General features: G+C 59.8%; 13 protein-coding genes. 6 read left to right on the top strand and 7 right to left on the bottom strand.

The genetic code is table 11. The annotated features are described in order from the left end of the window. Positions 1-71: 71 nt before the first annotated feature. From DBAC_RS07975 to DBAC_RS07990, 4 genes are all read left to right on the top strand, one after another. Positions 72-1,931: a TRAP transporter large permease gene (locus tag DBAC_RS07975; protein ID WP_043812137.1), complete on the top strand. Its 1,860-nt coding sequence runs from the start codon at positions 72-74 to the stop codon at positions 1,929-1,931. Positions 1,932-2,024: 93 nt separating this feature from the next. Next, positions 2,025-2,855, top strand: coding sequence for an amidohydrolase family protein (locus DBAC_RS07980; protein ID WP_015773774.1), 831 nt, complete (start codon positions 2,025-2,027; stop codon positions 2,853-2,855). Between the two features lie 88 nt (positions 2,856-2,943). Then, positions 2,944-3,687, top strand: coding sequence for a sulfite exporter TauE/SafE family protein (locus DBAC_RS07985; protein ID WP_015773775.1), 744 nt, complete (start codon positions 2,944-2,946; stop codon positions 3,685-3,687). A 61-nt stretch (positions 3,688-3,748) separates the two neighbouring features. Next, the gene (locus DBAC_RS07990) at positions 3,749-4,768 is read left to right on the top strand and encodes a nucleoside phosphorylase (protein ID WP_015773776.1); all 1,020 of its coding nucleotides are present in this window, start codon (positions 3,749-3,751) and stop codon (positions 4,766-4,768) included. A 157-nt stretch (positions 4,769-4,925) separates the two neighbouring features. Here the strand turns inward: DBAC_RS07990 and DBAC_RS07995 are convergent, their stop codons facing one another. The 5 genes from DBAC_RS07995 to rnk all read right to left on the bottom strand — a co-directional run bounded on the left by DBAC_RS07995 (position 4,926) and on the right by rnk (position 7,793). Next, positions 4,926-5,300, bottom strand: coding sequence for a hypothetical protein (locus DBAC_RS07995; protein WP_015773777.1), 375 nt, complete (start codon positions 5,298-5,300; stop codon positions 4,926-4,928). Then, positions 5,297-5,449: a hypothetical protein gene (locus tag DBAC_RS19215; RefSeq protein WP_153304564.1), complete on the bottom strand. Its 153-nt coding sequence runs from the start codon at positions 5,447-5,449 to the stop codon at positions 5,297-5,299. The genes DBAC_RS07995 and DBAC_RS19215 overlap by 4 nt, the downstream gene beginning before the upstream one ends. 72 nt (positions 5,450-5,521) lie before the next feature. Beyond that, the gene (locus DBAC_RS08000; protein WP_015773779.1) at positions 5,522-6,133 is read right to left on the bottom strand and encodes a response regulator transcription factor; all 612 of its coding nucleotides are present in this window, start codon (positions 6,131-6,133) and stop codon (positions 5,522-5,524) included. Continuing rightward, positions 6,121-7,383 (bottom strand): PAS domain-containing sensor histidine kinase, encoded by a 1,263-nt coding sequence (locus DBAC_RS08005; RefSeq protein WP_015773780.1) that lies wholly within the window; start codon positions 7,381-7,383, stop codon positions 6,121-6,123. Before DBAC_RS08005 ends, DBAC_RS08000 begins: the two co-directional genes overlap by 13 nt. Beyond that, positions 7,380-7,793: a nucleoside diphosphate kinase regulator gene (gene rnk, locus DBAC_RS08010; protein ID WP_015773781.1), complete on the bottom strand. Its 414-nt coding sequence runs from the start codon at positions 7,791-7,793 to the stop codon at positions 7,380-7,382. Before rnk ends, DBAC_RS08005 begins: the two co-directional genes overlap by 4 nt. A gap of 641 nt (positions 7,794-8,434) precedes the next feature. On the opposite strand from rnk, the gene DBAC_RS08015 reads away from it, so the two are divergent. Beyond that, a complete protein-coding gene (locus DBAC_RS08015) occupies positions 8,435-9,529 on the top strand; it encodes a lipid II:glycine glycyltransferase FemX (RefSeq protein ID WP_015773782.1) in 1,095 nt (364 codons plus the stop codon). 59 nt (positions 9,530-9,588) lie between these two features. Here DBAC_RS08015 and DBAC_RS19310 read toward each other — a convergent pair whose 3' ends face one another. After that, complete coding sequence (locus tag DBAC_RS19310; RefSeq protein ID WP_015773783.1) at positions 9,589-10,059, bottom strand: FlxA-like family protein; 471 nt, start codon at positions 10,057-10,059, stop codon at positions 9,589-9,591. Positions 10,060-10,185: 126 nt separating this feature from the next. Here DBAC_RS19310 and DBAC_RS18380 point away from each other — a divergent pair, with 126 nt between their 5' ends. Then, entirely contained in the window at positions 10,186-11,154 is a 969-nt protein-coding gene (locus DBAC_RS18380; protein WP_015773784.1) for a hypothetical protein, read from the top strand. Positions 11,155-11,276: 122 nt separating this feature from the next. Here DBAC_RS18380 and DBAC_RS08030 read toward each other — a convergent pair whose 3' ends face one another. After that, positions 11,277-12,035: a slipin family protein gene (locus tag DBAC_RS08030; RefSeq protein ID WP_015773785.1), complete on the bottom strand. Its 759-nt coding sequence runs from the start codon at positions 12,033-12,035 to the stop codon at positions 11,277-11,279. Between the last annotated feature and the right edge of the window lie 5 nt (positions 12,036-12,040).

Here is a 12,040-nt window from a genome sequence, read left to right on the forward strand (position 1 = left end):
CTCCACACGACAAGGCATAGGGAGAATATATGGAACCGAATACCAATTGCGGCGTGCTGCCTCTTGAGGCCATGGACAGCCCCTCCGCATTCAAAAACATATGGGGCTGGCTGAACGAGAATTTCGAAAAGGTCTTTCTTGTCTCCGGATTGCTGACGATCATTTTCCTGATCACCTTTCAGACGCTGTACAGATACATCATCGTGCATTTCGTCAGCTCGGCGGGCGCGGCGGTCTGGACCGAGGAACTGGCGCGCTACATCTTCATCTGGATCAGCTATCTCGCGCTCTCCGTCGCGATCAAGAAGCGCAGCTCGATCCGCATCGACATCATTTACGACCGGATTCCGGTCCGCTGGCAGAATGCGAGCTGGGTCGTGGTCGACATCTTTTTCCTGATCCTCACGCTGACCATCTGCTGGTACGGCTGGACCCAGATCGAACGCCTGATGGAATTCCCGCAGCACACCACCGCCCTGGGGATACCGTACATCATCCCGTACCTGGTCCTGCCCCTGGGCTTTGGTCTCATGGCGCTGCGCCTTCTGCAGAATCTCAGAGGCCAGACGCAGCTCTGTGGGCCGCTTGACACCGCCATTGCGGTTGCCTTTGTCGGCGCCATCATCGCTCCGGCAGTGCTGGCGGAATACATCGAACCGCTGCCGGCCCTGTTCGGATATTTCGGAATCCTGTGCGTGATCGGTGTGCCCATCGCCATCTCGCTCGGACTCTCCACCCTGGCCACGGTCATCTGCGCCGAGACCCTGCCCATCGAGTACCTGGCCCAGACGGCTTTCACATCCATCGATTCCTTTCCGATCATGGCCATCCCGTTCTTCATCGCCGCAGGTACCTTCATGGGCGCCGGAGGCCTTTCCCAGCGCCTCCTGGCCCTGGCCGACGAGATGCTCGGCGGCCTATACGGCGGCATGGCCCTGGTCACCGTGGCGACCTGCATGTTCTTCGGGGCCATCAGCGGGTCGGGTCCGGCCACCGTGGCCGCCATCGGCGCCCTGACCATCCCCGCCATGGTCCAGCGCGGCTACGACAAGTACTTCGCCGCCGCCATCGTCGCCTCGGCCGGCGCCATCGGCGTGCTCATCCCGCCGAGCAATCCCTTCGTGGTCTACGGCATCTCCGCCCAGGTCTCCATCGGCGACCTGTTCATCGCCGGCATCGTGCCGGGAATTCTGGTCGGTCTGGTGCTCATGACCTACGCCTACCTGTATGCCAAAGCGCGCAACTGGCGCGGCGAAGCGCGCAAGAGAACCGTCGCATCCCTCATGGCCGCGGTCTGGGAAGCCAAGTGGGCCCTCATGGTCCCGGTCATCGTCCTGGGCGGCATCTACGGCGGCATCATGACCCCGACCGAAGCCGCCGCCGTGGCCGCCTTCTACGGCCTCATCGTCGGCGTGTTCGTGTACAGGGAGATCGACGCCCGCAAGTTCGCCGCGTGCTGCGTGGAGTCCTGCGAAACTTCGGCGACCATCATCGTGCTCATGGCCATGGCCACCCTGTTCGGCAACATCATGACCCTCGAAGACGTGCCCGGCACTATCGCCAGGGCCATCCTCGGCTTCACCGAGAGCAAGATCGTCATCCTGCTGCTCATCAACGTGCTGCTGCTCATCGTCGGCACCTTCATGGAGGCGCTGGCCGCCATCGTCATCCTGACCCCGATCCTCTTGCCCGTGGTTGTCGGGGTCGGCGTCTCGCCCCTGCACTTCGGCGTCATCATCGTCACCAACTTGGCCATCGGCTTCATCACTCCGCCCGTGGGCGTGAACCTCTTCGTGGCCAGCAGCATCTCCAAAACCAAGATCGAATACCTGGCTCGCACCGTGTTGCCCATGCTCGGCCTCATGATCCTGGTGCTGCTGATTGTGACCTACATCCCCGAAGTGCCGCTCTTCTTTATAGGCAACAAGTAAACCATCCGCACAACACGCCGCCGGACACCTCGTCCGGCGGCTTCTCAAACCCGGACGGCGTCCTCGCCAGCCTGGAACAGGAGATCTTTGCCCATGAAAATCATCGACTTTCGATTCCGCCCCAACACTCCCGAAATAATTAACGGCATCAAGAATAGCGCCATGTTCAAGGCCGCCTGTCAGGCCATCGGATTTGACGCCCGCAAGCCCCAGCCCCTTCCCGAGATCGTGGCCGATCTGGACAGCCGTGGCGTCGAGCGCGCGGTCATCACCGGCCGCGATTGCGAAACCACCTACGGCTCCCCGGCCAACAACGGCAGCGTGCTGGAGTTCTGCAAGGCCTATCCGGAAAAATTCATCGGCTTCTGGGGTATCGACCCGCACAAAAAAATGGCCGCCGTATATGAAATCGTCAGGGCCGTCGAAGAATTCGGCATGAAGGGCATCGCCATCGACCCCTACCTGGCCCACATCCCGGCCTGTGAGGCCCGCTACTACCCGATCTACACCAAATGCGCGGAGTTGAACCTGCCGGTGTTCGTGACCATGGCCCCGCCGCCGCAGGTCCCCGGTGCGATCATGGACTACGCCGATCCCCGCCACATCGATCAGGTCGCCCGCGATTTTCCCGAGCTGACCATCATCATGAGCCATGGCGGCTATCCGTACGTCAACGAAAGCGTCTACGCCTGCCTGCGCAACGCCAACGTCTACATGGATTTCTCGGAATACGAGCGCGCGCCCATGGCCGACGTTTTCGTGCAGGCCATGAGCACCATCATCCAGGACAAGGTCGTCTTCGCCAGCGCGCATCCGTTCATCGAACTGGCCGACGCCCTTGACGCCTACGCCGGCTTCCCCCTATCGGACGAGGTCCGGCGCAAGGTCATGTACGACAACGCCCGCCGCATTCTCGGATTGTAACATCACCCACGCCGTCGCGGAGAACACGGTTCTCCGCGACGGACCATCGGCTCAAAAATCTATCCGCAACCGCTTTTAAGACGAACTCATGGACATTGCAGCGCTGTATCTCGTAACCATCTTTGGCTGGCTGCTCGGCGGGTTCGTCAACGGCATCGTCGGCTTCGGCGCGGCCCTGGTGGCCATGCCCATCGTGGCCACGGGTCTGGACATGCCGCTGGCCGTATCCACCTGCGGATTGGTGGTACTCTCTCTCAACTTCCAGATGGCCTGGAATTATCGAAAGCATCTGGACTCCTGCGGCATCAAGGCCCTGTTTCTGGGCGGTTTGCCCGGAGCCATCTGCGGCGTGCTGGTGCTGAAGAATGTCCCGGAAGCTGGACTCAAATTCGGGCTTGGCGCTCTTTTGATAGCCTATTCCATCTGGGGGCTGAGCGGCACGCAGGTCAACAAGAGAAAGCTGGCCGCGCCCTGGGGCATGCTGGCCGGATTTCTGTCCACGGGTCTCGGCACGGCCTTCGGGTTCAACGGGCCGCCTCTGGCCGTATACCTGTCCCTGCGCGGCGGCACCCAGCAGCAGATCAAGGCCGCTCTTGGCGCGTTCTTCATCGTCAGCGGCCTCTTCATCGTCGCGGCACACGCCCTGGCCGGACTGTACAGCGTGCACGCGCTCTGGCTCTACATCGCCGCCCTGCCTTCGGTTTCCTTGGGCGCGTGGGCCGGGATGCGGGTGTCCGGACGCTTGCAGGATCTCTCCTTTCAACGCGTACTTTTCCTGATGATCCTGATCATGGGGCTGAGCATGGCCTGGAAGGCGCTGCCTTCGGCATGACCCGAACCTCGCGCCGGAAACCATGCTGGCCAGCTGACACGAACTTCGGTACGTGCCTGCCATGAGCGACGAACCCGATTCACCCCCCTGCCCCGTCCCCGCCCTCGCCGAGGCCGACCTGCCCATCGACGCCAATGGGCGCATCTATCATCTTCAGATCACGCCCGAACAACTTGCGCCCGACATTCTGCTAGTCGGCGACCCTGGGCGGGCCGAATTCATTGCCCGGTCCTTCTTGCGCGACCTGGAGGTAGAACGGGAGCACCGTGGTCTGGTCACGGCCACGGGCACATACTACGCCACCGGCGACCGGGCCACGATCATCTCGCCCGTGCGCGCCACCGTGGCGACCTCGGGCATGGGCACGCCCTCTCTTGAGATCGTGGTCAACGAACTGGTGGCGCTAAACGAGATCGACTTCGCCACAAGAAAGCCCAAACCCCTCTTTCCGAGGCTGCACATCATCCGGGTCGGGACATCCGGGGGTTTGCAGGCATCGACCCGGCTCGGCACATCCATCATCACCACCTATGCGTTAGGCATGGACAACACCGGCCTGTTCTACGAAACGCCCTGCCCGGACCAGACCTGCGCGCGCCTGGAACGGGAACTGGCGGCAGTGGTTGAAAAGGCGGCCAGGCCGGACTCGCGATTCCGGGGAAAAATCCACTCTTATGTCTCCCGCGCCGAACCGGCAGTGGTCCGGGCGCTGACGCAAGCCGCAAAGAACCTGGGAGTTGCCGCCAAGGCAGGCCTCACCGTCTCAAACAGCGGATTCTTCGCCTCCCAGGGCCGCGACATCTCCCGCTTGCGGCCGAGCGCGCCGGATCTGGACAGGGTTTTCAGCGAATTCGATCCAGGACTCGGCGAACAGCGGGTCGAGAACATGGAGATGGAGGCGAGTTTTCTGCTGCATTTCCTCGGCGGCCTCGGGCACTGGGCAGGAGCCATCTGCCCGGCCATCGCCAACCGGCGCGACAACACCTTCGACCACGAGTACCTGGCTGCCATCGAAGGCGCGACCAGAACGGCGCTTGCGGCCCTGGCCGCGCTGACGACGAGCCGAGACTTTGCTTTATGATGGGATGGATGACGGATAGGCAGGGGACGGATGAGGCGCACGAGGCCATGGATCCCCGCCTGCGCGGGGATGACTTCGTGGCAGGTGGAACGTGCGAATCGGCAGCAGTCGTTGTCTGAACCGACTCGGGCCGAGCTGGAATGCTAAAAACAGCCTGCTAAGGCTGATGCGGACTGGCGGTGATGGATTTGGCGCCTGCGTCGACGCAAATTCTCAGGATGTCGTGCAAGGCGGAATCATCTTTCATGGGTGAGGGAAAAAGAGCCAGAATATCCTGCGCGCAAAGGGCGCCGGCTTCCTCCACGGTCTTTTGCAGCACCTCGTCGCAATAGGCCGAAGCGCAGACAAGGCCGTCGCCAGGGATGTTGGTCAGAAAGCCCACGTCGATGATCCTGCCTTCGCGCACGGCCACGAAAATCTCCACAAAGCGTCCCTCTTCCTCCCAGCGGCCCGCCTGACACGGCCAGCCGGGCATGCCCAGGTGCGGCGGATCGAAGGCACGCAGTTCAAGTTCCTCAAGGCTCAGGCTCATCGTCTTCTCTCGGAATATTTGCGGTCGGCGAAATCAAAATTATCCGGCAACGAACGTCTCGTAACGCGTTTTCGCCGGCCAAGCATGACCAGTGACAACGCCAGGCCAAGCACCCCGGCCAGAAGCAACAAAAATCCTATCTCTTCCATGAGGTATCCTTTCATAAAGCCTTAACCTCTGACGCCTCGGATGCAATCTTGTCGGATTTCTCCGACACCCCCTCACATATCGGCCAGACCGCGTTCGAGCAGATAGCGGATCAGGCCGGAGGTGGTGGCGATACCGAGTTTGCGCATGGCGCGGGTGCGGTAGGTGCTGGCGGTCTTGACGCTGACGCCCATGGCCTGGGCGATGGCGGTCATGGTCTCGCCTTTGGCCAGCCTGCGGGCCACATCGCGCTCCTGGCGGGACAGGGTGTCCATGGCCGAGGTCGACCGGCGCGAGTCGAGCAGCGACGGATTGACGTAGATGCCGCCGTCCAGAATGGAGATCATGGCTTCTTCAAGCTCTTCGGGAGCCGAATTCTTGCTTAAGTAACCGCGCGCGCCGAGGCTCAGGCAGCGCTGGGCGTATTCGATCTCGTGGTGCATGCTGAGCATGATCACGGGCAGGCCCGGAGAGTGTTCCTGCGCGTATTCCAAAAAATCAAGCCCGCTCCCGTCGGGCAGGGAAATATCGAGGATCACCAGGTCGAACCGCGCATCCTCCAGCACCAGTCGCGCCTCGTGCAACGTTCCCGCCTCGGAGAATTCGCACTCCGGGAAGCGGTCGATGATGATGTTCATCGTGCCTCGCCGCACCACCGCGTGATCGTCCACAATCAAGATACGCATGAGCCATTCTCCCCGGCCAGGGGCACCCTGACCACAACTTCGGTTCCGCCCTTGGGCAGACGGTCCACTGTAAGCGTTCCGCCGGCCAGGCGGACCCGCTCGCGCATTCCGAGTAGTCCCAGCGAGCCCGAGGCGTCGGCCTGGGCCTTCGTGATACCTCGGCCATTGTCGGCCACGCGCATGACAAGCTCCCCTTTTGCGGCCTGCACGGCCACGTGCAGACGGTTGCCTCCGGAATGGCGGGCCGCATTGGTCAGGCATTCCTGCAAGACCCGGTACATGGATGTGGCCAGGGCCGCAGGCAGGTCGGGAATGCCCTCGATATGCTGATCCACGCGCAGCCCCGAGGCCTGGGCAAAAGTACGGATCTGCCAGGCCACGGCCTCGGCGAACCCCAGTTCGTCGAGCATGGGCGGACGCAGTTCCCGCGAGATGCGGCGCACCGTCTGCAGAGTGCCGGCCACAAGGGCACGCAGCTCCACGACCTGCGCCAGGCGGGCGTCACCCGTGTCCTGGAACGAGCGTTCCAGACGATGCAGACCCATGTTCATGGCGGTCATGTCCTGCCCCAGAACGTCGTGGATCTCGCGCGAAATATGGGCCCGCTCCTTCTCGATACGGTCCTGCAGATATCCGGACAGGGCCCGGTAGCGCTCGCGGGACAGTTCCAGCTCCGCCGTGCGCTCCCGCACCCGCTCTTCGAGGTTCTGCCGGGCCTGATCGAGAAACATGCGGGCCTGCACCCGCTCCGTCACGTCGCGCAGGGACAGGCGCCAGCCCTGGAACCTGCCGCGCGGATCGAAGACGCGGGTGGTCTCCTGGGACAGCCATATCTGGGAACCGTCCAGGCGGCGAATGCGAAAGTCCATGGCCGCAATGTCTTCCCGGTGTCCGCAGTCCATGGTCCGTCGCCATTGCGGAAAATCCTCGGGAACGATGATTCGCGCAAAAAAATCCCTGTCGCGCCGGGCATCCTCTGCCGCGAACCCGGTCATGCGCAGGCAGGAGGGAGAGACATAGCGCAGCGATCCGGCAGCCTCCATCCAGATCTCCAGATCATAGGTGAAGTCGGCCACGGTGCGATACATGTGCAGCACGGCCCGCTGACGGGAACGCAGTCGAGGAATGGCGAATCGAGGCTTCATGGTCGCCATATGAAACAGAAGCGGCCGGGAGGCAACCCCGGCCGCTTCCGCCGGAAAATGGCGGCGCAGATGCGCGCAGGCAAAATGGCTGCTGCGGAGAATCAAAGCTCGTACTCTCCTGCGCGTTCGGGCTGATAGACGATCTCTTCGATGCGCACCTGCAGCATCCCGCCGCCGGGCCGGGGCCACTGAATTTCATCGCCGAGAGAAAGCCCGAGCAGGGCGCTGCCCACCGGAGCCAGGATCGAAATTGTCGTGCCCTGATCGTCAACCCTACCCGGATAGACAAGAGTAAGACAAAATTCCTCACCTGCGGGCATGAGTTTGAATTTGACCGTGGAATTCATGGTCACCACGGTGGGTGGAACATTTTTGGGATCCACGATGCGAGCGCGGTCCAGTTCCTCCTCCAGAGCGGCTTTGCCCGGAAATCCGCCCTTGGGCAGGGAATCGAGAAGTATTTCAAGACGCTCGGCGTCAAGAGATGTTATGGTGATGTTTGGTTTTTTGTTCATGCTTGTCCTCATAGGCTCTTTCTTTCGATTTTGCGCGCCTGCAGCCGCAACCAACATAAAAACATGTCCATGCTGCGACAAAAGCGCGAAAGCACATAATCTTACGGAAAAACAAAAATGGTCAAGCTTGACAGAATATTCTTACAAAACATTTCTCATTTTCTTGGAAAGAGAATTTTTTAACACAAAATATAAAGCACATCATATTCCATGATGAAATTGTTTTTTCGATAACTCTTTTATCGAGTGTGTTTTGCAATGCGCTAAAAAGAGAATTTTTGCGTACAAAGAGCTGAAAAAGCGCTCAATAAAAATAATTTTCCAAAAAAAGATCGACAGGCTTGCATGAATGAAAAAATGCGTATAGCAGTTCGACGTCATTTCGAGTCCGGAATCGTCAGGGGGAGGCTTTCGCAAGCCTCCCCCTTGCTTGTTACCATCTTGCCCGGACCGTGCCGAGGAGGAAAAAAACATGGCCTTTCGAATCGTAAACAGCCCCACTGCCGAAACCCGGCAGTTTCACCAGCGCATGAACGCCTGAACACCTCGAAAATATGACTTCTTTTGGGGGGATGCGTCGTTTGCGCATCCCCCTTTTTATTTACCAAAACTCGATCAAAATACCGACAGGAGGCTGCAAAATGTTCGATCTCAGCGCAAAAACACCAAAGGCGCTTCTGCCTACCGACATCATCTTCCAGACCCCCTACTGGGCGCAGGTCAAATCCCGGTTGGGCTACACGCCGCTGGCCTTCGACCTGGAGTCCAGACGGTGCGGGGACGTGCTGGTGCTCTTGCAGCCCTGCGGGCAAAAAAAGATCGCCGTGGTACCGCAGGGGCCTGAATACGCCCCGGACGAAGAAAACTACGGCCCCTTTCTCGAAGAGTTTTCTTTGTCCCTGGCCCGGGAACTGGGTCCGGACGTGGCCTGCATCCGCTACGACCTGCCCTGGAAGTCGCTCTACGCCGACGAAATGAAAACACGGGAATGGACCGCCTTTCCGGAACCCAGAATCCGGGAGATGCGCATGAACATGGGCACCAGACACTGGAATATCCGCAAATCCCCCAGCGATCTGACCGTGGCCAGCTCGCTGGTGGTGGATCTGGACGGAAACGAAGAAGCGATCATGTCGCGCATGAAGGCCAAGACCCGTTACAACATCGGCCTAGCCCAGCGCAAAGGCGTGACCGTGCGCACGGTCAGCGCTGATAACTTGCCGGAATTTCACGCCCTGTACGGCCAGACTGCGCAACGAAACGGATTTTCGCCATGCAGCTATGAGAACTTCGCGGCCCTGTTCAAATGCCGGTTTGCAGGAAAAGGGAATGCGGAACTTGTCTTTCTGCTGGCCAGCCACGGGTCGGACAATCTGGCCGGAGCAATCATCGGGATTTCTGGCAAGGCGGCCAACTTCCTCTACGGCGCGTCCTCCAACCTGAAACGAAACCTCATGGCTCCCTACCTCATGCACTGGACCGCCATGAACCTAGCCCGGACACGCGACTGCCTGACCTACGAAATGGGCGCGGTCTCGCCTGGGATTGATCCCGCGCACCCCTTCTACGGTATGTACCGCTTCAAGACGGGATTCGGCGGCAGGATCGAACTCAGAAGCGGCTCCTGGGACTTCCCCCTGAATCAGGACGCCTACAGGAGTTTCTGCAACGCGGAGCATCTGGACCGTTCCAGACCTGCGCCGCGTACGAGCCGAGACGGGGCACGTCATGTCTGACGAGGCAGATTACGCGAAAAAAAAGGTCATGACGCGGATCACCGTTGCGAGGCAGCCTGCTAGGCCTTTTTCTGCTGCTCGCTCATGAGCTGCTGCAGTTGTTGCTGCAGCTCCGAAATCTGTTGCAAATACGGGGCGGCCGCGCTTTGTTTCTGTTCAGGCGGCAGATTGCTGTCCATGATGTGCTTGACCTTGTCCATCAGGTCTTTGATGCGCTCCTTGATATCCTCGACCTGGCTGCCGGACCCGGAACCGCTCCCGGATGAGGACCCTTGCGCCGCGCTGACTGCGCCGCCTTGCACGTCGTCAGCCAAGCCCTCGGACGAGGTTTCGGCTGACCCGGCATCGCTTGCCGCTTCCCGATCCGTCGCGTGGACCTCTTTGTTGCGAAAATACTCCATCAGGCGCTTGGCTTCCGCGGACAGGGTGACCGTGTCCCCCTGGCTTGCAGGGATATCTCTGGGTGCGCGTCCCTGAGCGGCGTAATCTGTACGCATGCCCATGATCGAATGCGTGCCGCCGATTTCCATGTTGCCTCCTTGCTTGCAGGAAAATCCTGCCTTATTGAAAACCAAATCATTCCATCTAGCAAAAATCGTACACAATTTCCGCCATTCGGCGTAAAAATCGAATGATGCCGATAATGAGCCAACATCATGAAATGGTTTTTCAAAAAGAAAAAACGTGAAACAGGCCCCCTCGTCGAACGAATTCTCAAGCACATCGCTGACGAGAACGCCTTTGATATCGAGGATGATGCCGAATGCGCCGAAACACTGGTCAATTCTGTAGAGAGAGCCTGCGCTTACGCCGAGACCCTGGTCGAGGAGTTGGGGGAGCCGTTCGTTCTGGACCGCAACGCACCCAGCGAAAGAGCCATTGGCCCGGTTCTTTTCGATACCACCAAAGACGCAGTGGATGCCCTGCGACATTCAGTAAAGATCAAAGAAGTCTTCACCAGCACTCAAAGCCGGGATTGCTTCTTTCTGCTGACAATGCATCGCCACGAGTACATGATTCTCGGTAACGAGATTGAAGGGGAAGTGATCAAGCGGGATGTGCTGCAAAACGCAGTGGAATTCCTGGATCACGAATTTTCCAGTGCGGCCCCGACCCTGCTTGAGTTACGCGAAAAGCTTACGGAAAACGTGATGCGTTATCTCATTGGTCTAGCCCCTGCGCGCATTCGCCAGGACACGAGTTTAAGGACCGAGATGCAGCGATCCGAAGCTATGCTCAAGGCGCAAATGAAAACCCTGGATTATGCGCTCAAGGAAAATAAGCCCATTTCCGCGCCCGCCTCGTTGCAGGCCAAGCTCTCGCAGGGGAAGCGGGAGATGACCGGACTGAAGGAGAAACTTGACTCGCTTGCAACTCAATCGGAACTGGCCCCGTGCCTTCGGAAAATACGCGAAATACTCGATTCGCCTCATGAACACATCCGACTTGAGCGCGTGGTGATGCGCGTGGGGGATTTCGGGGTGAAATCCGACACGGGAAAACTGATCCGTTTCCACGAGTGCCATTTCGGAGAAGATGAGCATCTGGCCGTTTTTCTCGCCTCGATTAACCGCGACAACGCCCAGTACCTTTGGCCGGAACTGGCGGAAGATCCGCAGGGCTGATCCGACAAAGCCTCCTCCCGCAGCCTCGGAGCACGGCACGCGATGCCTCCTGCCCCCCTTTGTGGCGCCACCCCGAACCTGTCCTCATGTTCCCCGGAGCATCTCCCTCGACCGGCGACAATTCAAGACTTTCCGCCGAACAAGGTCTTCAGGGTGTCGATGGGCACCGGGAAAACGATGGTCGAGTTCTTCTCCCCGGCGATTTCGCCCAGTGTCTGCAGGTAGCGGAGCTGGATCGCATTGGTGCTTTCGGACAGCTTTTGCGCCGCCTCCACCAGCTTCTGCGCGGCCTGCTGCTCGCCTTCGGCGTGGATGACCTTGGCGCGTCGCTGCCGCTCCGCCTCGGCCTGCTTGGCGATGGCCCGGATCATGGATTCGTCGAGATCGACATGCTTGATCTCCACGTTGGAGACCTTGATTCCCCAACCGTCGGTCTGGCGGTCGAGAATCTTCTGGATGTCCTCGTTGAGCTTGTCGCGCTCGGCCAGGATTTCGTCGAGTTCATGCTTTCCGAGCACGGAGCGCAAGGTGGTCTGGGCCAGCTGGCTGGTTGCTTCCATGAAATGCTCAACGGCGATGATGGCCTTTTCCGGATCGATGACCCGGTAGTAGACCACGGCGTTGACCCGCACGGACACGTTGTCGTGGGAGATGACGTCCTGGGTGGGAACGTCCATGACCACGGTGCGCAGGTCCACCCGCACCATCTGCTGCACGAAGGGGATGAGGATGATCATGCCCGGCCCCTTGACCTTGTCGAACCGGCCCAGAGTGAAGACCACCCCGCGCTCGTACTCGCGCAGGATCTTGATCGTAAAGTAAAGCAAGACCGCCAGCAGGACTACGCCAAAAGTCGCAAATTGCAGAAAAAAGGGATTCATGCGGT

Origin of the sequence: Desulfomicrobium baculatum DSM 4028, from assembly GCF_000023225.1 — a bacterium.
GTDB lineage: Bacteria > Desulfobacterota > Desulfovibrionia > Desulfovibrionales > Desulfomicrobiaceae > Desulfomicrobium > Desulfomicrobium baculatum.

Excerpts from the sequence above, each read along its gene's own strand:
- DBAC_RS07975 (WP_043812137.1), top strand. The coding sequence starts at position 72 with ATGGACAGCCCCTCCGCATTCAAAAACATATGGGGCTGGCTGAACGAG.
- DBAC_RS07980 (WP_015773774.1), top strand. The coding sequence starts at position 2,025 with ATGAAAATCATCGACTTTCGATTCCGCCCCAACACTCCCGAAATAATT.
- DBAC_RS07985 (WP_015773775.1), top strand. The coding sequence starts at position 2,944 with ATGGACATTGCAGCGCTGTATCTCGTAACCATCTTTGGCTGGCTGCTC.
- DBAC_RS07990 (WP_015773776.1), top strand. The coding sequence starts at position 3,749 with ATGAGCGACGAACCCGATTCACCCCCCTGCCCCGTCCCCGCCCTCGCC.
- DBAC_RS07995 (WP_015773777.1), bottom strand. The coding sequence starts at position 5,300 with ATGAGCCTGAGCCTTGAGGAACTTGAACTGCGTGCCTTCGATCCGCCG.
- DBAC_RS19215 (WP_153304564.1), bottom strand. The coding sequence starts at position 5,449 with ATGGAAGAGATAGGATTTTTGTTGCTTCTGGCCGGGGTGCTTGGCCTG.
- DBAC_RS08000 (WP_015773779.1), bottom strand. The coding sequence starts at position 6,133 with ATGCGTATCTTGATTGTGGACGATCACGCGGTGGTGCGGCGAGGCACG.
- rnk (WP_015773781.1), bottom strand. The coding sequence starts at position 7,793 with ATGAACAAAAAACCAAACATCACCATAACATCTCTTGACGCCGAGCGT.
- DBAC_RS08015 (WP_015773782.1), top strand. The coding sequence starts at position 8,435 with ATGTTCGATCTCAGCGCAAAAACACCAAAGGCGCTTCTGCCTACCGAC.
- DBAC_RS19310 (WP_015773783.1), bottom strand. The coding sequence starts at position 10,059 with ATGGAAATCGGCGGCACGCATTCGATCATGGGCATGCGTACAGATTAC.
- DBAC_RS18380 (WP_015773784.1), top strand. The coding sequence starts at position 10,186 with ATGAAATGGTTTTTCAAAAAGAAAAAACGTGAAACAGGCCCCCTCGTC.
- DBAC_RS08030 (WP_015773785.1), bottom strand. The coding sequence starts at position 12,035 with ATGAATCCCTTTTTTCTGCAATTTGCGACTTTTGGCGTAGTCCTGCTG.